At 62.6% G+C, this 17,801-nt stretch carries 24 protein-coding genes and 2 tRNA genes; 5 read left to right on the top strand and 21 right to left on the bottom strand.

Going from position 1 to position 17,801, the window contains the following annotated elements:
* The first annotated feature begins 1 nt into the window (after position 1).
* Positions 2 to 1,276: a TRAP transporter large permease gene (locus tag ACE3PR_RS17455; RefSeq protein ID WP_374374569.1), complete on the top strand. Its 1,275-nt coding sequence runs from the start codon at positions 2 to 4 to the stop codon at positions 1,274 to 1,276.
* A gap of 33 nt (positions 1,277 to 1,309) precedes the next feature.
* A complete protein-coding gene (gene rpiB / locus ACE3PR_RS17450; RefSeq protein ID WP_374374568.1) occupies positions 1,310 to 1,756 on the top strand; it encodes a ribose 5-phosphate isomerase B in 447 nt (148 codons plus the stop codon).
* Between the two features lie 27 nt (positions 1,757 to 1,783).
* Here rpiB and ACE3PR_RS17445 read toward each other — a convergent pair.
* From ACE3PR_RS17445 to ACE3PR_RS17390, 12 genes are all read right to left on the bottom strand, one after another.
* Positions 1,784 to 1,859, bottom strand: a tRNA-Phe gene (locus tag ACE3PR_RS17445).
* Between the two features lie 89 nt (positions 1,860 to 1,948).
* Positions 1,949 to 2,110 carry a DNA gyrase inhibitor YacG gene (locus ACE3PR_RS17440; protein ID WP_374374565.1) on the bottom strand — a complete coding sequence of 54 codons (162 nt, stop codon included), beginning with the start codon at positions 2,108 to 2,110 and terminating at the stop codon, positions 1,949 to 1,951.
* A complete protein-coding gene (locus ACE3PR_RS17435; protein ID WP_374374563.1) occupies positions 2,103 to 3,065 on the bottom strand; it encodes a ribonuclease E/G in 963 nt (320 codons plus the stop codon). The genes ACE3PR_RS17440 and ACE3PR_RS17435 overlap by 8 nt, the downstream gene beginning before the upstream one ends.
* Positions 3,062 to 3,637 carry a nucleoside triphosphate pyrophosphatase gene (locus ACE3PR_RS17430; RefSeq protein ID WP_374374562.1) on the bottom strand — a complete coding sequence of 192 codons (576 nt, stop codon included), beginning with the start codon at positions 3,635 to 3,637 and terminating at the stop codon, positions 3,062 to 3,064. Before ACE3PR_RS17430 ends, ACE3PR_RS17435 begins: the two co-directional genes overlap by 4 nt.
* Before the next feature lie 60 nt (positions 3,638 to 3,697).
* Positions 3,698 to 3,916 carry a translation initiation factor IF-1 gene (gene infA, locus ACE3PR_RS17425; RefSeq protein ID WP_374374559.1) on the bottom strand — a complete coding sequence of 73 codons (219 nt, stop codon included), beginning with the start codon at positions 3,914 to 3,916 and terminating at the stop codon, positions 3,698 to 3,700.
* A 136-nt stretch (positions 3,917 to 4,052) separates the two neighbouring features.
* Entirely contained in the window at positions 4,053 to 4,499 is a 447-nt protein-coding gene (locus tag ACE3PR_RS17420) for an arsenate reductase ArsC (protein ID WP_374374557.1), read from the bottom strand.
* 6 nt (positions 4,500 to 4,505) lie between these two features.
* Positions 4,506 to 5,006, bottom strand: coding sequence for a UPF0262 family protein (locus ACE3PR_RS17415; RefSeq protein ID WP_374374555.1), 501 nt, complete (start codon positions 5,004 to 5,006; stop codon positions 4,506 to 4,508).
* A 14-nt stretch (positions 5,007 to 5,020) separates the two neighbouring features.
* A complete protein-coding gene (hisG, locus tag ACE3PR_RS17410) occupies positions 5,021 to 5,671 on the bottom strand; it encodes an ATP phosphoribosyltransferase (RefSeq protein ID WP_374374552.1) in 651 nt (216 codons plus the stop codon).
* Positions 5,668 to 6,180 (bottom strand): DUF2948 family protein, encoded by a 513-nt coding sequence (locus ACE3PR_RS17405; RefSeq protein WP_374374549.1) that lies wholly within the window; start codon positions 6,178 to 6,180, stop codon positions 5,668 to 5,670. The genes hisG and ACE3PR_RS17405 overlap by 4 nt, the downstream gene beginning before the upstream one ends.
* A 4-nt stretch (positions 6,181 to 6,184) precedes the next feature.
* A complete protein-coding gene (gene murA / locus ACE3PR_RS17400) occupies positions 6,185 to 7,468 on the bottom strand; it encodes a UDP-N-acetylglucosamine 1-carboxyvinyltransferase (RefSeq protein WP_374374548.1) in 1,284 nt (427 codons plus the stop codon).
* A gap of 19 nt (positions 7,469 to 7,487) precedes the next feature.
* Positions 7,488 to 8,042, bottom strand: coding sequence for a dCTP deaminase (gene dcd / locus ACE3PR_RS17395; RefSeq protein ID WP_320501796.1), 555 nt, complete (start codon positions 8,040 to 8,042; stop codon positions 7,488 to 7,490).
* A gap of 141 nt (positions 8,043 to 8,183) precedes the next feature.
* On the bottom strand, positions 8,184 to 8,372 hold the full coding sequence (locus tag ACE3PR_RS17390; RefSeq protein ID WP_374374546.1) for a hypothetical protein: 189 nt from the start codon (positions 8,370 to 8,372) through the stop codon (positions 8,184 to 8,186).
* Positions 8,373 to 8,584: 212 nt separating this feature from the next.
* Between ACE3PR_RS17390 and ACE3PR_RS17385 the strand changes: the two genes are divergently transcribed.
* From ACE3PR_RS17385 to ACE3PR_RS17375, 3 genes are all read left to right on the top strand, one after another.
* A tRNA-Thr gene (locus tag ACE3PR_RS17385) sits at positions 8,585 to 8,659 on the top strand.
* A gap of 168 nt (positions 8,660 to 8,827) precedes the next feature.
* Positions 8,828 to 9,148 carry a hypothetical protein gene (locus ACE3PR_RS17380; protein WP_374374544.1) on the top strand — a complete coding sequence of 107 codons (321 nt, stop codon included), beginning with the start codon at positions 8,828 to 8,830 and terminating at the stop codon, positions 9,146 to 9,148.
* A gap of 237 nt (positions 9,149 to 9,385) precedes the next feature.
* Positions 9,386 to 9,511 carry a hypothetical protein gene (locus ACE3PR_RS17375; protein WP_374374543.1) on the top strand — a complete coding sequence of 42 codons (126 nt, stop codon included), beginning with the start codon at positions 9,386 to 9,388 and terminating at the stop codon, positions 9,509 to 9,511.
* 164 nt (positions 9,512 to 9,675) lie between these two features.
* Here ACE3PR_RS17375 and ACE3PR_RS17370 read toward each other — a convergent pair whose 3' ends face one another.
* From ACE3PR_RS17370 to ACE3PR_RS17330, 9 genes are all read right to left on the bottom strand, one after another.
* On the bottom strand, positions 9,676 to 10,512 hold the full coding sequence (locus tag ACE3PR_RS17370) for a DNA adenine methylase (RefSeq protein ID WP_374374540.1): 837 nt from the start codon (positions 10,510 to 10,512) through the stop codon (positions 9,676 to 9,678).
* 157 nt (positions 10,513 to 10,669) lie between these two features.
* On the bottom strand, positions 10,670 to 10,918 hold the full coding sequence (locus ACE3PR_RS17365; RefSeq protein WP_374374539.1) for a hypothetical protein: 249 nt from the start codon (positions 10,916 to 10,918) through the stop codon (positions 10,670 to 10,672).
* Between the two features lie 16 nt (positions 10,919 to 10,934).
* The gene (locus ACE3PR_RS17360; protein ID WP_374374537.1) at positions 10,935 to 11,342 is read right to left on the bottom strand and encodes a hypothetical protein; all 408 of its coding nucleotides are present in this window, start codon (positions 11,340 to 11,342) and stop codon (positions 10,935 to 10,937) included.
* An 8-nt stretch (positions 11,343 to 11,350) separates the two neighbouring features.
* Positions 11,351 to 11,869: a lysozyme gene (locus ACE3PR_RS17355; protein ID WP_374374536.1), complete on the bottom strand. Its 519-nt coding sequence runs from the start codon at positions 11,867 to 11,869 to the stop codon at positions 11,351 to 11,353.
* Complete coding sequence (locus ACE3PR_RS17350; protein ID WP_374374534.1) at positions 11,866 to 12,096, bottom strand: hypothetical protein; 231 nt, start codon at positions 12,094 to 12,096, stop codon at positions 11,866 to 11,868. The genes ACE3PR_RS17355 and ACE3PR_RS17350 overlap by 4 nt, the downstream gene beginning before the upstream one ends.
* 27 nt (positions 12,097 to 12,123) lie before the next feature.
* Positions 12,124 to 12,747 (bottom strand): hypothetical protein, encoded by a 624-nt coding sequence (locus ACE3PR_RS17345; RefSeq protein WP_374374533.1) that lies wholly within the window; start codon positions 12,745 to 12,747, stop codon positions 12,124 to 12,126.
* 11 nt (positions 12,748 to 12,758) lie between these two features.
* A complete protein-coding gene (locus ACE3PR_RS17340) occupies positions 12,759 to 13,736 on the bottom strand; it encodes a phage tail protein (RefSeq protein ID WP_374374530.1) in 978 nt (325 codons plus the stop codon).
* A 12-nt stretch (positions 13,737 to 13,748) separates the two neighbouring features.
* Positions 13,749 to 17,012 carry a host specificity protein J gene (locus ACE3PR_RS17335; protein WP_374374528.1) on the bottom strand — a complete coding sequence of 1,088 codons (3,264 nt, stop codon included), beginning with the start codon at positions 17,010 to 17,012 and terminating at the stop codon, positions 13,749 to 13,751.
* Entirely contained in the window at positions 17,012 to 17,698 is a 687-nt protein-coding gene (locus tag ACE3PR_RS17330) for a hypothetical protein (protein WP_374374525.1), read from the bottom strand. The genes ACE3PR_RS17335 and ACE3PR_RS17330 overlap by 1 nt, the downstream gene beginning before the upstream one ends.
* Positions 17,699 to 17,801: the final 103 nt, after the last annotated feature.

Here is a 17,801-nt window from a genome sequence, read left to right as displayed (position 1 = left end):
TATGGGACTTCTCGTCATCGCGGCTTTCATGGTGCTCTTCATCGCCGGATTCCCGGTCGTCTATGCCATTCTCATTCCCTCGATCGCCTATGTGCTGTTCGAAGGGCTGCCCTATGGCCTCCTCGCCCAGCGCATAACCTATGCGCTCGATTCATTCCCGCTGGTTGCCGTGCCGCTTTTCATCTTCGTCGGCAACCTGATGAACTCGGCCGGGATCACCGATCGCATCTTCCGCTTCGCCCATACGCTGGTGGGTCGCATTCCCGGCGGATTGGCCCAGGTCAACATCTTCTCCAGTCTGATTTTCTCCGGCATGTCGGGAGCGGCACTCGCCGACGTGGCGGGGCTTGGCCGGATCGAAATCAATGCGATGCGCAAGCATGGCTTTCCGGTACCTTTCGCTGCGGCCCTGACGGGCGCCACCGCAGTGGTGGGACCGATCTTCCCGCCCAGTATCCCGCTTATCGTCTATGGCTCGGTGACGACCGTTTCCATCGTTCAGCTTTTGATCGCGGGCATCGTGCCGGCGCTCATTTGCGTGGTCTTCCTCATGATCACGGTGGGCATTCTCACCATCATCTACAAATTCCCGCGCGAGGAACGCTGGCCGACAATCCGCGAGATCATGCGCGATCTGCTGCCTGCTTTGCCCGCGCTCCTGGCGCCGGTCCTGATGATCGCCGGCATGCTCATCGGCCTTTTCACGCCGACCGAGGCTGCGGCGGTGACAGCAGTCTATGTCATCCTGGTCAGTGCGATTTTCTTTCGCGAGCTCACCTGGGCGCATTTCTGGACCGCCACGATGATGACCGTCCGCGGCACCAGCGCCATTCTGATCATTGTCGCTGCGGCGGCGCTCTTCGGCTGGATTCTGGCGGTCGAGCAGGTGCCTCAGGATTTTTCGCAATGGATCCTGGGTTTCAGCACCGACCCCATCGTGCTGCTCCTGATCGTCAATCTCATTTTCTTCATCGCCGGGATGTTCCTCGATTCGACCACCGCGACCCTGCTGGTGGTACCGGTGATCGCGCCGCCCATGGTAATGGCTGGAATCGATCCGGTGCATCTGGGCATCGTGGTCATCTTCAACCTGATGATCGGCCTGCTGACGCCACCCATGGGACTGTCGCTGTTCCTGCTGTCGAGCATCGCCGACATTTCGCTGCGCTCGCTGATGCGCGCCTTGTTGCCGTTCTACCTTCCGCTCCTGGCGACACTTGCCATCATCACTTTCGCCGACGGTCTGGTGCTGTGGCTGCCCAGCCTGTTGCGTTAGCATCCACCCTAGATCTCACGAGGAACAAGACTCATGCGCATCGTTATCGGTTCGGATCACGCCGGCTACATGCTGAAATCCACCATCGTCGATTTCGTGAAATCGCTCGGCCACGAGGTCGAGGATGTTGGCTCGCACGATCCCAATCCGGTGGATTTCCCGGACATCGCCCGGGCCCTCACGGACCGGATCCGCGCCGGCAAGGCCGAGCGCGGGCTCATGGTCTGCGGCACCGGCGTCGGCGCCTCGATCGCGGCCAACAAGGTCAAGGGCATCCGCGCGGCGGTCTGCCACGACGTACATTCGGCTCATCAATCGGTCGAGCATGACGACGTCAACGTCATGTGCATCGGCGCGCAGATCGTGGGGCCCTGGCTCGCCAAGGATCTGGTCGCGTCCTACCTCGCCGCGGAATTCTCGACCGACGAAGATTTCCGCCGCCGCGTCGCAAAACTCGCCGACATGGACGATGCGCGTTAGGGATCGGAGTATGAGGGGGGAGGAAAATGGTGCCCAGGGACGGAGTTGAACCGCCGACACGCGGATTTTCAATCCGCTGCTCTACCAACTGAGCTACCTGGGCGACCGATAGTGGGGCCGATATTTAATGGCTTTAACGGACCTTGTCCAGCCGCAAATGAGGTGGCCTGGAAACAAATTTAGCGAGCCCGATCAATCGCTTGACTTGTCGTCTTCATCGGCGGGCGCGGCATCGGCCGGCACGCGGTAGACCTCGCTCAGCCACCGGTTGAGGTCGACCTGCTTGCACCGCGCCGAGCAGAACGGGCGGTATTCCGGAACGGAGGGCTTGCTGCAGACGGGGCATTTAGCCATGGCGCGCCTGCCACATTTCCTGAAGCGTCGGGCCGGTACGCCGCCGCAACAGCTCCACCAGGCCGAGCCGCGACATGTTGCCGACCCATTCGATCGCCGGGTCGATGCCCACCGCTTCGCGGAGTGTGCTCAGCACCTGCTCGCGCTTGTTGCGGTTTTCGAGATCGATGAAATCGATGACGATGATGCCGCCGAGATTGCGGAGCGCCAATTGCCGCGGAATCTCGCGCGCGGCGGCGAGATTGACGGCAAGCGCCGTGCGCTCGATCCCCTTCTCCGCCGTGGCCGAAGCCGAATTGACGTCGATCGCCGTCAGTGTGCGCACCGGCTCGATCAGAAGTTGGCCGCCACCCGGCAGCAGGACGGTTTCCTCCAGCGCCTCGGCCACCGCATCGTTGATGTCGGCCCGGGACGGCACCCAATCGCGCTCGGCCAGGAAGGCGACCTTGCCTTCCATGCCGGGCCGATGCCGCCGGCACCAATCCGTAATCGGCGCCACGTCGACGCGACGGTCGCAGGTGATGCTCTCGATCTGCTCGGGCGCCAGCTTTTCCAGCGCGGATTGCCAGAGCGCGGGGGCCGGTACCAATAAGGCCGGCGCCTGCTTGCCCTTGGCAAGCGCGGTGGTGTCGACCAGCGTGCGCAGGCTCGCGGACAGGCGGACGCCCTTCTCTTCCCGCCCCTCGCGCCGCACCTGGACGATCACGGCATCGCCTTCGCTGGGTTGCGCGCCCTGTTTCTTGATCGGCAGCAGGCCCGGCCGATCGAGACCGATCTCGACAAAGGCCGCATTGAGGCTGGGTTCGATGCGCAGGACGCGGCCGAGATAGATGGCACCCAAAGGCGAGCCCTCGCCCTTGCGCTCGATCGCTACCTGCGCCAGATGATCGCCCGACCAGCGATAGAACTCGCTGCGTTCGTCATTGAGGCTGAGGAATACCTGATCGCCCATCATGCCCACCGATAGCCGAGGCCGGTCAGCATGGCATAAGTATCCGAAAGGCTGAGCCCCACGACATTGCTGTAGGAACCGGCGATCGCCGGAATGAAAGCCGCGGCACGGCCCTGGACGGCATAGCCGCCGGCCTTGCCATGCCATTCACCGCTGTCGATATAGCGTTTGATCTCATCGGCGCTGAGGCGTTTGAAGCTCACCTGCGTCGTCACCACGCGCATGGCTTCGCGTCCATCAGGCCCCTTGAGCGCGATCGCCCCCAGCACCCTGTGCCGCCGCCCGGACAGCAATTCAAGGCAATCCCTGGCGGTTGCTGCGTCCTCGGCCTTCGGCAGAATCCGCCGGCCGCAGGCGACCACGGTATCGGCCGCGAGCACGAAGGCATCCGGGTGACGCGGCGCCACGGCCTTGAGCTTGGCCAGCGCCACGCGTCTGGCATAGGCGGCGGGCAATTCCCCACGCGCCTCGCTCTCGTCGATGTCAGGTGCGTCGACGGAATCGGGGACGATATCAATCTGTCGCAAGAGATCGAGCCGACGGGGCGAAGCCGACGCCAGGACAAAACGTGCCATGGGGGAATCGCCTTTCGTCTAAACGCGGACGCCGATCAGTTTTCGAACGTCCGACGATGCTTACTTGAAACGGAAGGTGATGCGACCCTTGGTCAGATCATAGGGCGTCATTTCGACATTCACCTTGTCGCCCGCCAGCACGCGGATGCGGTTCTTGCGCATCTTGCCGGAGGTGTGCGCCAAAACTTCATGGTCGTTTTCGAGCTTCACCCGAAACATGGCGTTGGGCAGCAGTTCAAGCACTGTGCCAGGAAACTCGATCAAATCCTCTTTTGCCATTCAACTCCTCGTTCATGGCCAAGCCGGCCGGATTCGGTTCATCCGCCGGCCCAATTTGCGCGGATCATACTCAAATCGGCGGAAACCACAATTGCCGGGTCAATTCGGCTGCAATACGTTGATATACAACAGATTTTTAGATCTGCGGGGCAGCGTGAAGGGGGAAGCGCTCACGGATTCGGCGCATCAGGCCGTCGCGGACGCCGCGATAGGCTTCCAGCCTCTCCTCCCGCGTTCCCTCGACGATGGTGGGGTCGAGCGTGTTCCAGAACTCGACATCACAGGCCATGGTCCGGGTCATGTCGACGGCCTTGTGCTGCGCTTCCGGCGACAACGAGATGATGAGATCGAAGGATTCGTCCTCCAGATCGTCGAAGGTTTTGGGCCGATGCTTGGTGACGTCGATACCGATCTCATCCATCACCGCCACCACGAAGCCGTCCAGTTCCTCGGCCCGGACACCCACGGAATCGACGAAGATCTGGCTGCCGTGGAGATATTTCAGAATTGCCTCCGCCATCGGCGAACGCACGGAATTGAAGGTACAACAGAAGAGCACGCTGCTGGGAAAGCCCTGCGGCATGCGGCCTCACATCTTGACGTGAAGGGCGCAGATCAGCGTGAAAAGCCGACGCGCGGTATTAAAATCGACCTCGACCTTGCCATCCAGGCGTTCGCGCAGGATCTCCGACCCTTCGTCGTGCAGGCCGCGCCGGCCCATATCGATTGCCTCGATCTGCGAGGGCGAAGCCGATTTGATCGCCTGGTAGTAGCTTTCGCAGATGTCGAAATATTCTTTGACGATGCGGCGGAACGGCGACAGCGACAGGATGAATTTGTAGAGCGGCTGGTCCGTTACGTCCTTGATGTCGAAGACCAGCCGGTTTTCCTCGATGGCAAGATGCAGGTGATAGGGACCGACATGCTCGATCGCCGGCTTGAACTCGTTCTCTTCCAGCAGGTCGAAGATGGCAATGGCGCGCTCGCGGTCGACTTCGTCCGAGCGGCGCGCCATGGAATTCTCGTCGAGATCGATCCTGACGAGACGGCCGGTCCTGTCCTTCTGGTCGTCGCCGCTATCCGCCGTCATGATCTGTCACCGCGTCAGGCCGCGGCGCGGCGCAGGCGTTCGACCCAATCGCCGATCTCGCGTGGGAAAGTCTTCATGGCCGTCCGGTTGACGATGAGGCGCGAGGTCACCTCGGCGATCTTCTCGATCTCGACCAGATTGTTGGCGCGCAGGGTAGCGCCAGACGAGACCAGATCGACGATGCGGCGGCAGAGGCCCAATGTCGGCGCCAATTCCATGGCGCCGGACAGCTTGATGCATTCCGCCTGCACGCCGCGCGCGGCGAAATGCGCCTGGGTGATGTTGGGATATTTGGTGGCAACGCGGATATGCGACCAGCGGCTGGGATCGTCGGTGGCCGAGAGGTCGGCCGGCTCCGCGACCGACAGGCGGCAATGGCCGATATTGAGATCGACCGGCGCATAGATCTCCGGATAGTCGAATTCCAGGAGAACGTCGTTGCCGGCGACACCCAATTGCGCGGCACCGAAGGCGACGAAGGTCGCTACGTCGAAGCTGCGCACGCGGATGATTTCGAGGCGCGGGTCGTTGGTCTTGAACCGGAGGGCGCGCGAGTTCTCGTCAGCGAATTCCGCCTCCGGCTCGATTCCGGCTTTTTTTAGAACCGGCAGCACTTCTTTAAGAATGCGCCCCTTGGGAAGAGCGAGAACGAACACCTCGCTCATTTGCGCACCAGGCCGTTATCCAGTTGATGTTCGGGGCGCCATTGCGTCGGCCAGCCTTCGCCCATATCGCGCAGGAACACACTGATCTCCGCAATGCCGAGCTGGATGATGCCACCGCCGGAGAACATCAGATTGAGCTGCTGCCCATCCACCTGCAGCGTGAGGAGCGAGAGAAAGGCGCCGCGCTTCTTCAAATCGATGCCGCGGCTCCGCACCGCGGTCACCCGGTCGACACAGAGGCCGCAATGAATGCGCTGCTCGGTATCGTGATAATCGTCGGCATCGCGAAAGCTGGCATCGCCCGATTTCGCTGTTGCCTTGCCCGACCGGCCTTCGGGGTGACGCTCCCAGCGGAAACGGTTGAGCAGCATGATGAAGCGCTGCTCGTCCGGCAGATACTGGATCTCGGACAGCGGCACGAGCGCGTCCTGGAGGCACGCCGCGACGATGGCCAGATCCTCGGCATCCTTTGCCATGACTCGGAAATCGGTCACGGTGGTGGTTGTCATCGCCCTACTCCGCCGCGCCGTCCGACAGGCGCTCGATTTCAGCCCCGCAATTCGAGAGTTTCGCCGTCAGCTTCTCATAGCCGCGATCGAGATGATAGACGCGGTTGAGGAAAGTATCGCCCTCGGCCGCGAGACCGGCCAGTACCAGCGAGACACTGGCACGAAGATCGGTTGCCATCACCGGCGCGCCCGTGAGCTTCTTGACGCCGCGCACCATGGCCGAGGATCCGTGGACATTGATGCTGGCGCCCATGCGCGCCAGTTCCGGGACATGCATGAAGCGGTTCTCGAAGATCGTTTCGGTAATCATCGATGCACCCTCCGCCGTGGTCATCAACGCCATCATCTGGGCCTGAAGGTCGGTCGGAAAACCGGGGAACGGCTCGGTCATCACGTCGACGCCGGACAGCACGCCATTGGCGCGCTTGATCAGGATGCCGTTGGGCGTCTCGGTCAGCGACACGCCGGCCTGGGCCAGGGTCGATGCCGCGGCACCGATCAGATCGTGATGCAGCCCCACCAGTTCGACCTCGCCGCCGGTGATCGCCGCGGCCATGGCATAGGTGCCGGCTTCGATGCGATCGGCGACGACGCGGTGCGTGCAGCCATGCAGACGCTCGACACCGATCACCTTGAGATGGTCGGTGCCGATACCCTCGATCTTGGCGCCCATGGCGTTGAGACATTGTGCGAGATCGGCAATTTCCGGTTCGCGCGCGGCGTTGATGAGATGCGATTCACCCTTGGCGAGCGTCGCCGCCATCAACAGGTTTTCGGTGGCACCCACCGAGACCTTGGGGAAGGTGACTTCGCCGCCCCTGAGGCCACCCGGCGCCTTGGCCAGGATATAGCCGGAATCGAGTTCGATCTCGGCGCCCAATTGCTGCAGGCCCTTGATGTGGAGATCGACCGGCCGCGTGCCGATGGCGCAACCGCCGGGCAGCGAGACCTTGGCCGCGCCATGGCGCGCCACCAGGGGACCCAGGACCAGCACGCTCGCCCGCATCCGGCGCACCAGATCATAGGGCGCCGTCGTCTCGCTGAGGCCCTTGGCGGAGAGGATCACCGAGCGTTCCTTCAGGGATTGCTTGGTGGTCACTTCGACGCCCAGATGCGCCAGCAGATTGGTCATCGTCGTGATGTCGGCGAGATCCGGCACGTTGTCGAGGCGCACCTCGTCATCGGTCAGCAGGCAGGTCGCCATCAGCGGCAGGGCCGCGTTCTTGGCGCCGCTGATTCTGATTTCGCCCTTGAGCTGGCGGCCGCCACGAATGCGGATACGATCCATCTTCTTGCTTTCCGATCGGTCAGAGGCGCGGCAGCGTGACGCCGCGCTGGCCCATATATTTGCCGGCGCGGTCCTTGTACGAGGTCTCGCACGGCGTGGCCCCCTTCAGGAACAGGAACTGGCAGGCGCCTTCATTGGCATAGATCTTGGCCGGCAGCGGCGTCGTGTTCGAGAATTCCAGCGTCACATGGCCTTCCCATTCCGGCTCCAACGGTGTCACGTTGACGATGATGCCGCAGCGCGCATAGGTCGACTTGCCGAGGCAGATCACCAGCACGTCGCGCGGCACGCGGAAATACTCGACGGTGCGCGCCAGCGCGAAGGAATTGGGCGGGATGATGCAGACATCCGCCTCGCGGTCGACGAAGCTCTTCGGGTTGAACTCCTTCGGATCGACCACCGCGGAATCGACGTTGGTGAAGATCTTGAACTCGGGCGAGACGCGCGCATCATAGCCGTAGGAAGAAACGCCGTAGGAGATGACGCCGTCCCGCTTCTGGCTCTCGACGAAGGGCTCAATCATGCCGTGCTTTTGCGACATTTCGCGGATCCAGGTATCTGGCATGATCGACATTTGGCGGCTGGTCCTCTCGACCCTAGAAAAGCAAGGTTGGTGAAATCCGGCTTGGCCGGCTGATGGCAGAATCCCCCACAGCCCGGCAATCGCGCCGTTTGTATCGGATGGGCTCGTGAGCCTCAAGAACTAGCATGGCGCTCAGGATTCTTCCCCGGCTTCTTCGGCTGCCCGCCGTCCCCGCTGCTGCTCCTTGCGGCGCCGGAGATTGGCACGCAAGGCGGCGGCCTGGCGCTGCTGCCGTTCCGTCGCGGCCGGGCGGCCGGATTCGACCGGGTTTGGCCCGGTTTTACCCAGTTCACCGCTGCTCTTTCGGTCCTTGTCGTCCATCCCCCGAAGCCCTTGTTTCCAACCCTGATCCAGCGCGGCAACGCGCTGAATTTACATCATTTAATTACGGCCAAAATGGGGCCCGGCCAAGGCCATATCCGCCCCCTCTCAGGGCAGGCATTCGGGTCTTGCCATCCCAGGTCCCATCTGGCATGTTCCGCGCCGCTTCACCGGGCCTCACCCAAGCCCCCTCACCAGAAGCTCTAAACGGCGCCGTCGTAGCTCAGGGGTAGAGCACGTCCTTGGTAAGGACGGGGTCGGAGGTTCGATTCCTCTCGGCGGCACCATTTTCCCTTTAAAATCAGCACTTCGACTCTTCGCAATTGCGGAAGATGTCCGCCAACAAACGCAGAACACCGCCGAGTTTGTGGGGAACGTGTGGGGAAAATGTTCCGGTGATGTTTCACCGCGACGGCGCTACGCTGGGCTGATCAAAATCAGCCATATCCGGCGCCATGACCGACCGTGCCAACCTGCCTCTTTCCCACTTCGATCGGCCGACAGCCCGTGCCGTGGCGCGGGCCTTCAAACGGGCTTTCCATGAGCATGCCGAGAATGGACTGCCCTATTCCGCAGCCTCCGACGCGGCCAAAATCGCCTACCGTGCGCTGCATCCGGGGGCCAAAGACGGTGAAGTTCTCGCCGTGACCATCGCCATCATCAACGCCGTCGATGCCGAGCATCCGGGGTGGCTTTTCAAAGGTGCGAGGCCGCGACCGCGCGATGCCAGGCACCATCATGACGCCTACGAGCGGATGCGGGCCCGTGAGCGGTAGCGAAAAACGCAAAAAGAGCCCCGCCATGGCCGAGGCCAGAGCGGGGCTCTAGATGTGTGAGTCGCTCCCCAAGTCGGGGGTCGCAATACCCCTAGACTCGATTCATGCAAATCCCCACACTTGACCTTGCGGTGCCGAGTCGACCGGTAGACCCTTGAGGCCCTGAAACCGGCGGGGCGCAAAGGGCGCAACCGGAGCGAGCGGCTTCTACCGCTCTTCCAAGGAAAGGGCCATACCATGGCTTCTACCCGGAAGATTGGTCGCGATGCTGGCACTGGCCAGTTCATCCCGGTCAAGGAAGCTCAGCGTGACCGCGAAGGTGCGGTTGTTGAGACCATCAAGGTGCCGACCAAGAAGAAGTAGTTCCCCAACGACACTTCTTGGTAGGTAGGTGGAGCGGCGCTCGGAAGTGATTCCGGGCGCCGTTTTCCTTTGGACAACGCTCTCACGCGCATCCTGTTCCATCAAGGTTAAAGATTGCTTGACGTCAACCACTGCGCCGTAGCGTGCAGGCGAATCACGCGGCGTTACCCAAACAGCGGCCCGGCGCTCGCACCCTTCCCGTCAGTTACGATGAGCTCGGGTGATTCCGTGGCCGCGTGACGGCCGATCGTATATGTCACCCTATGCTCGGCGATCGCAAACCCGGCGAAGAGCGTGCGGACTTCCGGCACATCGTTGATGCTGAGAATGAAACGGCCTTCGATGCCGCGCAGAACCTCCGCCAGACGCGTGAAATCACGGCGCGCGAAGATGTCCTTGCCGTAATCGCTCTCGCCGCCCCAATAAGGCGGATCGAGATAGAATAGCGTCCCCGGCTGGTCATAGCGCGCGATCACCTCGAACCAGGGCAGGCATTCGATCGTCACGTCCTCGAGGCGGCGATGCAGCACATCGATCTGCCGGATGAGTTGGCGCAGGCGAAGGCGGCTGCCGTTCTTAGGATCGACGCCGAACGTCGGGCTGCGTGGCTTCCCGCCGAATCCCAGGCGCTGCAGATAGAGGAAGCGCGCCGCGCGCTCGACATCGGTCAGGATCTCGGGCGGCGTTACCTTCGCCTGATCGAAGGCAAGGCGGCTGGCGAGAATCCATTGATTGAAGCATTCGGCAAGTGCCGCAGGATGCCGCTGCGCCACCCGGTAAAGCGTCACCAGATCACGGTTGATGTCGTTGATGACCTCGGCCGGAGCAGCATGTGGCCGGCGTAGGAACACGCCGGCCATGCCTATGAACGGCTCGACATAAGTAACGTGGGGGATGCCGCCGATAAGGCCGGCGATATGCTGCGCCAGGTGGCGCTTGCCGCCCAGCCAGGGGGCGATGGGATCGACCGGCGAAACCGGACGATGGGAATTTGAGTCCATTTTTGTCGCGCTCCACGCTAAGACAATCCCGCCCCTCGGGGGTGCGGGGTAGGCCGCAGGGCGGCCGATCTGTGGCTTAGCGTGTTAGCTCACGCAGCGAGGGGTGTTGGAAGCACCTCTCGCCCCCGCCGGCGCGGGGGCATTGCCGTGCAGGCGATTATGGCGGCGAGGCAGGTTCCGGTTCCTGCGCTGGCGGAATGGCCGGGGCGCTGCACGCCTTCCCCGCCTGGCGCGCACGAATGCAGGCCATGCGGGCCTCGTAGTCGGCGATCACCATGTCCTGCCGGAAGATGTAGCTCAGCAGGATCGCGACGACCATTTGCGGCAGTGTGCCCACCAATGCGGCCTTTGCTTCCTCGGTCGCCGGCCGCGCTGCTTCCGCCGTGAGGGCGGGGTCGAGCGGCACCTCGACAAGGCGGGTTTCAACAGGCGGCGGCGGTGGCGGAAGTTCGTTGGCAGCGCAGGCGCTCAAGCTCGCCAAGCCCGTCAAGAGCAATGGCAGCAGGATCAAGGTTCGCATCTCGGCCCCTTTCCAGAATGCGCGCGATCTCGCGCTGATGTTGCCGCGCGAGGCCGTCCAGCGTCGCGCGAATCTGCTCCGCCTCCTGGCGGCTGTTCTGCCAATCGGTCCTGAAGGCGTCGATCTGGGTATTCATGCGCGCATTGGCACGGCTCAGATCTTCATTTCCCTTCACCCAACCGGCGAGGCGCTCATGCGCGGCCGTTAGGCTGTCCTCGAGGCCGGTGATCTCGCGCCCGCGCACGAACCAGATGACGCTGCCACCGATGACAAGGCCCGCCAGCATGGCGATGCCGATTGCTTTCAGCATGAAATCTCCTATCGGCTCATGATGGGGCGGTGGTTTGGCGAGAAATCGGCATCCCAGGCATAGCCGAGGCAGATCAGGCGCTCGGATGCGCGACGGTTGGCGAGACCCTTGCTCACCACCTTTTTGCCTGTTCTCGGATCGGTGATCTTGTTCCACGCCAGGATGGCATTGCAGGCGCCGACCCAGTCGCCGGCATTGGCCAAGCGCAACACGGTTGATTTCGCGAAGGCGCCGTCGCCGATGTTGTAGACCAGACTAGCGAGAGCGACCCATTGCCACGGCGTCATCTTCGATTTGACGCGGCGGTCGACGGCTTCCCAGACCTTGTAGCCCTCATCGGTCAGCAGCTTCTCGCAGAGATCCTGCGGATAGATCTTGCCGACCACGGCTTCTGGCCCGGTCTTGCCATAGCAATAGGTTGGGATCCCTGCAATATCGAGATAGCCAGTAAGGCGCAGGCCCTCATACCCGCCCAGGATGGCGATGAGGAAGGCGAATGCCGCGCCAGCGCGCTTGAAGCGATTCACGGCCGCGGGTCTTCGTCCGCCAGCGGCAGAACCACCTTTCCGGCGCGGCGATTGCGCCAGGCGCGGAACATTGCCACGTATTTCGGGATGAGCAGTATGGCCTGCGCCACGATGTAGATGATGGTGACAATCGCCACCCATTCATTAAGCGTCAGGCCGTAGAGCGTGGCGCCGCCAGCGGCAACCGCCATCTTGCCGATCGCCACATTCTCTTCGTGACTGTTCATTCCCGCCCCCTTCAGTTGCACCGCGACTCAGTCAGGCATCGGCCAGGCCAGGGCCGCGAGAATTGCCGCGATTGCTTCCGGCGTTTCCGCCAGAGCGATATCGCGCTTGGCCGCAAGGCGACGTTGTTCGATGACGGCACCGATCTGCTGCCACTGCGCGTATCGGCCGAGGATCACACCAGCTACTTCGGTCAGGCTATCGCCGGTGATGCCGACCTCACCCGCGAGCAGCGGATAATCCTCCACATCCGGATCCTCATCCGCGCCGAAGGCCCGGGCTTGGGTGACCTTCTCAAGATAGGTCATCTCCTGCCCTGCGGTGACCGTGATGAAACGCGACCGCGCCTTGCCTGCCTCGGCATCGACCAGCGCCGACGACGAATGCCGCAGCGCCTCGATTGTTACCGGGGGCGGCGTGTCGAGACGTGCGATCTCGGTCAGCGCCGCATCGATATAGGGTTGATACGGGGCAAGGCTGGTCAGGCGCTCGACCGGACCTTCCTCGCCGTCCACCGGCGGCGCCTGGTGAATGCCGTTCTGGCCGAACCACTGCACCTGCATTGTGCTGGCCAGCAGCTGGCTGAGATCGACGAAAACCCGGCGGCCGTCGATCTCGACGGAATTCTCGCCCGGAATGATGGTGACGCGCATGCGGAGGCCCTTCAGGTTTTGATGATGCCGTTGAGGATGATGGTCGGCTGCACGTTGTTGTGGCCGTGGCCAGCACCTGAAACACCGGTCGTGCTATTGGTGGCGCCAGGTCCGGCGCCAGCCGAACCGTTGCTTGTCGCAACACCTGCAGGGTGGGTATGTGGACCGTTCTGATTGGCGGTCAGGCTATGCGTTTCCGCACCGCCAATGGCGCCCAATACGCTGCCGTCGATCCCGCCAATTGTCGTTGAAGGATTGGTGAGGCGACCGGCGGCAACGCCGCCCATGTCATCCTTGCCCGCGATGGTCACGCCGCGCAGATCGGGCACGCGGAAGGTCGTGGTGCCATTGCCGGCGCCGTGGGTCGTACCGTATTCCGCGAAGAGGGCGGCATAGCCGGATCGGCTGATTTCTTGCCCGTAACCAAAAATCCAACCGAGCGGGGCTGAAGCTGCACCTGTCCACGCAACGATACCCGCGGGCACGCCGCTCCCCGGCGGTCCCCAACTGCCATCGGCATGCAGGATATATCCCGCCGCCGCATCACCGGCACCGGGCGCCGGCACCAGGCCCTGCACACCGCCGGCGCCGCTATCTCCCCCGAAGGCCGGCAGGAGTGCCGCCACCTGCGCCATCGTCAGTGCTTCAACGTCGCCGCTCCCGGCCGTGGCCCGGCCAAGAAGCCGTGCCGTGTTGATCTGGGCGATCTTGCCCAACGGCACGCCATTGTTCGGGATGGCAAGGGTGGTGAGCGCATGCGATGTCGGATTGAAGATCGCGACCAGGATGTCGCTGGTACCATCGAAGAAATAGAACTCGATCGTCGTGCTGTTGACATACTTCGCCCAGAAAGTGCCTTGCTCGGCATAGGTCGGCCGGGCGGCGCCGATATGCGACGACAGGATAGCGTCGACCGTGTTTTTGATCTTCGCGGCGTACTCGGCACCGTCGAACGTGCCGACCAGCGGAATATCGTAATCCTGGCTCATGATTCTCTCTTGTCAGGTGATGACGACCAGGCGGCCCCAGCCGGCCGAGTCCCAGTTGATATGACGGCCGGCGACAGGCGTGCCGCCGGCATCGCGCACATAGAGCGTGAAATCGGTATTTGTCTGGCTGACTAGGTCGATCTTCTCACCGGTCGCTAGATCGCGCGGCGTCACGCTGAGGGCCTTCAGCGATCGATAGGCAAAGGGGAAGGCGACCGTCAGCCCGGTATCCGGCACCTCGACATCCAACCCGCCATAGTCGATATCCGGCATGTCGATATTTACGCGCAGGACGATGACATAGGGCTTGATGCCCTCCGCATGGCGCCGGACGATGACGCGGAACTCGATCGCATAGAAGGTCACATCGCCGACAAAGACCGGCAGCCAGTTGGACCAATCGGCCGGGCTGTCATTGGGGTCCGACATGGTGATGCGGTACTGCATCTCCGCCGACCACGACCCGGCCGCTGCGCCGAACCAGTCCTCCAAGCCAAGGATGTCCGCGACCGCGAGGATGTTCTGATTTTCGTTGACCGCGCCGGCATCGATCCGCGCCAGAATGCGGCTGGTATAGATGCCGTCCAGGACGACCCGGTTGGCGAAGTAATAGATGCCTTCGCTCTCGCCGGGTGAAAGGGCCACCGCATCGAGATCGTAGTCATATTCCATACCCACCATGACGCCATCGAACAGCGGATCCTCGACCAGCAGTTCTTCGACGTTGAAATAGGTGAGGCCGCCGGAAAGATTGACGACGCTGGTGGCGTTGAGGCTTTCCTGCCCCAGAATGTCCACCGCCTTGATGAGATAGGTACCGACCATGGCCGGCATCTGGAACGGGCTCACCCTGGCGTCGAGTTCAAGGTCAATCGCCGATTCCCATGAGGCACCGGAGGTCACCGGCTGGAATTTGATCCACCAGTGATCGATGTCATAATCGAGCCCCTTATCCCACCGCCCGGTTGCTGTGTTACCCAGTGCCGAGATGGTGAAGTTCTCAACATCCGCCGGCCGATCGCCCAACGGCGCCACCGCCCCGCTAAACAATGCCCAGGCGCTCCGGCGGCCGATCCCGTCGATGCCGCGCACGCGGAAACTGACCACCCCTGTATCGATGTCGGTGAGGCTATAGCTTACCCCATCGATGCGGTCGGCGATCGTGAAGCCCGGATGGCCTGGCGGCTGGATCTCGATCTCGAATTCGGTCACGCGCGCATCTGGGGCCGGCGTCCAGCTGAAGATAGCACCCACCACAGGGCTGGGTCCGTTGCGCGACAGCCAGCCGGTCACGTTGAGGTTCTGCGGCACGCCCAGTGGCCCGGTCGGCATCAGGCTGTAGGTACGCGGTGGCAGATCCACCCCGCTATCGACATAGGCATGGATGGCGGGGTCATAGATCTGCGCCGTGATCTCGAACCGGTTCCCCTCCGCTTCCGCCACATTCATGATGTTGATCGTGCGCGGCTGTACCGCGCCGCAGCTGAGGGTGTATTGCGCGCCGGCCAATGGCACATCCGGCAAAGGATCGGACCAGGTGATGGTGCCGGTGATGCCGGAAGAATTGTTGACGTCGCGTTCCTGCAGCGAGCCGTCCGGCATCTCCACCGTCAGCACATAGTCCTCGCCGAACAGCAGGTCGACGGCGGTATGCAGATCGATGCTGGTGGTAGTGGCGGCCGTCACAACGCCGCCATAGGGCACATCCATTTCGAGCGGATCCGCCAGCAGCGCGATCTCGCCTGGCTCGGTATCAGCATCCCGGATACCGACCGCGAAGCTTTTCGTTTCGTCGAATTCCTCGACCTTCAGCGCCCAACGGCCGAAGCGGATCGCGCGCGCGTGGCTGGTATTACCGAACGGACCGATCTGCAAGGGCCGGTAGCCCAGTTTCTGCACCAGCTCGGCATCGCCCTGCACCACCGCGATTTCGGTCGACATGCCGTTCTCGGGGTCGTTATAGCTGACCTCCGCCGCCGAATGCTGGATGAGATCGTCGGCGGTCTCTCCATTGACGGTACCGCCGATGATGTTCGACCGAGAGAACAGCCGGCTGGGATCGCGTGGCCTATCCTGGCATACCTTCAACGGGGCGTCACCGCCCCCCCAATAGGCAAAGCCTCGGAACGCGGCCGCCACCATCTGCAGCACACGCGCTGCCGATTCCTGGCTGTTGATCTGGGTATTGATCTCGAAGCGCGGTTCCAACCCGCCTCTGCCATCGTCCAGCATTTCATCGCAATACTGTGCGACCCGATAGAGCTCCCATTTGTCGACCATTGATGGATCGATGAGATCACCGGCACCAAACCGCTTATTGGTCGCAAGGCCGTAGAACACCCAGGCCGGATTGCCGCAGACCTCGTTCTTGAAGGTACCATCCCAGATGCCGCCTGTGGTGCCAGGCCCCTCGGTTGCGTACTCCCGCGTGACCGGGTCGTAATTGGTTGGCACCTGCCATTCCCGTCCAAAGACGCGGAAGGCGCGGCCCGCGATATCCTCCCCGAACTGCTTGGCGTCGACCGTGGTATGGATGCCTGCCAGCCAGGGATAGGTCTGCTTCGCCCAGATGATCGCCGTATAGCTCGACCAGAAGGAATCGTAGTTGCGAAGGCCGCTCGAATCCGGTTCGTTGCGACGGCAGCGCACGGTCCAGGGCGCGCCGCCAGGTGGCAGATGGATCAGATATTCCCGCTCATAGGCGGTTTCGGTTTTGCCGCTGAACTGGTCGCGACGCACTTCGATATAGCTGCCACCGAAGGATTGCACATCGATCGCGATATCCATCGATGCGCCGACCACATTGCCCTTGCTGTCGACAAAGGTGATGCGCGGCCACATCAGCTTGACCTTGATGGCATCGAGCGTGGGGTCGCTGATCTCGACCACGGCCGGCGACTCGGTCGTGAACTGCAGGCTGACGACTTCCTCGCCCTCCACTGCCGGGCTGCCGGCGATGAAGGCCTGGTCGGCAGTACCATACAGTTCGGCGATGCTGACTCCCTCGATGTTGAGCGAGCCATCTTCGTTCATCACTGGGGTCAACGTCGTGCCGATCTTGAAATAGACCGACTTCAACCCGTCGACCAACCCGCCGCAGGGGCCTTCCGAATAGATATCGAAGATACGGGCAATCGTGTTCGAGCGCAGCGTGTCCGGCGCGGTGACTGGTGCCTTCGCCTTTTTGCCGCCGGACTTGCCGCCGCCCTTGGCACCTCCGATGTTATATTTGGGGATGTACCCGCCAGGGCCGCCCCATAGCCTAAGGAGGCCCATCAAAGCTGCTCCGTGCTAAGGCCGGCGGAGCCGACGACACTTCCAACCAGCACGCCATGAATCGGGCCACTGATCGTGATGGGGATCGCCTGCCCGAGTTCACCCAGATTGACCGGGCCATTAAAATGACCATTCTGGGTCTTCTGGCTGGAATCCTCGCGTTGCTTGGGATCGGAGATACGCGGGCTCGGTGCAAAGCGTTGGCTGAGGCCACCCAGGATCAGGCTCACACCGATCATCGCGATGTTGGCATAGGTAATGGCGAAACTTCCGGCAGCAGCTGCCGTGGCACCGCCGACTGTGGCGGCCATGCCGGCGGCACCTGCCGCGAAGGCGCCCGCGGCACCCGCCGTCACCACGGACAGTGCCAGGATCGCCACGCCGGCGATAATCTTTCCCATGCCGCCGCGCTTGGCACCGGCGACGACCGGCACCAGATGCAGCTCGCGCTTGGAGCCCATCAGCATGCCGAGCATCTCTGCGTCAAGGTCGCGGCCTTGTTTGACCGCATGACCGATCGGCCCCTTGATGACCTTCCAGTCGCTGCCACCGATGAAATCGCGGAAACCCGGCACCAGCTTCATCAGCGCCCGCAGCGCCTCTTCAGGCGTCCGGATTGACAATGAAAAAGGGCCGCCGAACTTGCGCCTGGCGGCCCCGTGCAGATGGATGGCAATGCTGGTCATCAGATCAGCCTCTTCAGGCCCTTCAGGGGCAGATCGCGATGCCGGACCCAGATCACCGGCACATTGCTGGCGTCGCGCCACAACCCGAACGGCTCACGCGCGG

The organism is Dongia sp. (assembly GCF_041909655.1).
In the GTDB taxonomy this organism is placed as follows: domain Bacteria; phylum Pseudomonadota; class Alphaproteobacteria; order Dongiales; family Dongiaceae; genus Dongia.
This window is presented reverse-complemented; position numbering and strand designations above follow the sequence as displayed.

Excerpts from the sequence above, each read along its gene's own strand:
- ACE3PR_RS17345 (WP_374374533.1), bottom strand. The coding sequence starts at position 12,747 with ATGCGCGTCACCATCATTCCGGGCGAGAATTCCGTCGAGATCGACGGC.
- dcd (WP_320501796.1), bottom strand. The coding sequence starts at position 8,042 with ATGTCGATCATGCCAGATACCTGGATCCGCGAAATGTCGCAAAAGCAC.
- ACE3PR_RS17405 (WP_374374549.1), bottom strand. The coding sequence starts at position 6,180 with ATGACAACCACCACCGTGACCGATTTCCGAGTCATGGCAAAGGATGCC.
- ACE3PR_RS17340 (WP_374374530.1), bottom strand. The coding sequence starts at position 13,736 with ATGAGCCAGGATTACGATATTCCGCTGGTCGGCACGTTCGACGGTGCC.
- infA (WP_374374559.1), bottom strand. The coding sequence starts at position 3,916 with ATGGCAAAAGAGGATTTGATCGAGTTTCCTGGCACAGTGCTTGAACTG.
- ACE3PR_RS17430 (WP_374374562.1), bottom strand. The coding sequence starts at position 3,637 with ATGGCACGTTTTGTCCTGGCGTCGGCTTCGCCCCGTCGGCTCGATCTC.
- ACE3PR_RS17360 (WP_374374537.1), bottom strand. The coding sequence starts at position 11,342 with ATGCTGAAAGCAATCGGCATCGCCATGCTGGCGGGCCTTGTCATCGGT.
- ACE3PR_RS17350 (WP_374374534.1), bottom strand. The coding sequence starts at position 12,096 with ATGAACAGTCACGAAGAGAATGTGGCGATCGGCAAGATGGCGGTTGCC.
- ACE3PR_RS17420 (WP_374374557.1), bottom strand. The coding sequence starts at position 4,499 with ATGCCGCAGGGCTTTCCCAGCAGCGTGCTCTTCTGTTGTACCTTCAAT.
- ACE3PR_RS17440 (WP_374374565.1), bottom strand. The coding sequence starts at position 2,110 with ATGGCTAAATGCCCCGTCTGCAGCAAGCCCTCCGTTCCGGAATACCGC.
- murA (WP_374374548.1), bottom strand. The coding sequence starts at position 7,468 with ATGGATCGTATCCGCATTCGTGGCGGCCGCCAGCTCAAGGGCGAAATC.
- rpiB (WP_374374568.1), top strand. The coding sequence starts at position 1,310 with ATGCGCATCGTTATCGGTTCGGATCACGCCGGCTACATGCTGAAATCC.
- ACE3PR_RS17455 (WP_374374569.1), top strand. The coding sequence starts at position 2 with ATGGGACTTCTCGTCATCGCGGCTTTCATGGTGCTCTTCATCGCCGGA.
- ACE3PR_RS17435 (WP_374374563.1), bottom strand. The coding sequence starts at position 3,065 with ATGATGGGCGATCAGGTATTCCTCAGCCTCAATGACGAACGCAGCGAG.
- ACE3PR_RS17390 (WP_374374546.1), bottom strand. The coding sequence starts at position 8,372 with ATGGACGACAAGGACCGAAAGAGCAGCGGTGAACTGGGTAAAACCGGG.
- ACE3PR_RS17335 (WP_374374528.1), bottom strand. The coding sequence starts at position 17,012 with ATGGGCCTCCTTAGGCTATGGGGCGGCCCTGGCGGGTACATCCCCAAA.
- ACE3PR_RS17370 (WP_374374540.1), bottom strand. The coding sequence starts at position 10,512 with ATGGACTCAAATTCCCATCGTCCGGTTTCGCCGGTCGATCCCATCGCC.
- ACE3PR_RS17415 (WP_374374555.1), bottom strand. The coding sequence starts at position 5,006 with ATGACGGCGGATAGCGGCGACGACCAGAAGGACAGGACCGGCCGTCTC.
- ACE3PR_RS17330 (WP_374374525.1), bottom strand. The coding sequence starts at position 17,698 with ATGACCAGCATTGCCATCCATCTGCACGGGGCCGCCAGGCGCAAGTTC.
- ACE3PR_RS17375 (WP_374374543.1), top strand. The coding sequence starts at position 9,386 with ATGGCTTCTACCCGGAAGATTGGTCGCGATGCTGGCACTGGCCAGTTC.
- hisG (WP_374374552.1), bottom strand. The coding sequence starts at position 5,671 with ATGAGCGAGGTGTTCGTTCTCGCTCTTCCCAAGGGGCGCATTCTTAAA.
- ACE3PR_RS17380 (WP_374374544.1), top strand. The coding sequence starts at position 8,828 with ATGACCGACCGTGCCAACCTGCCTCTTTCCCACTTCGATCGGCCGACA.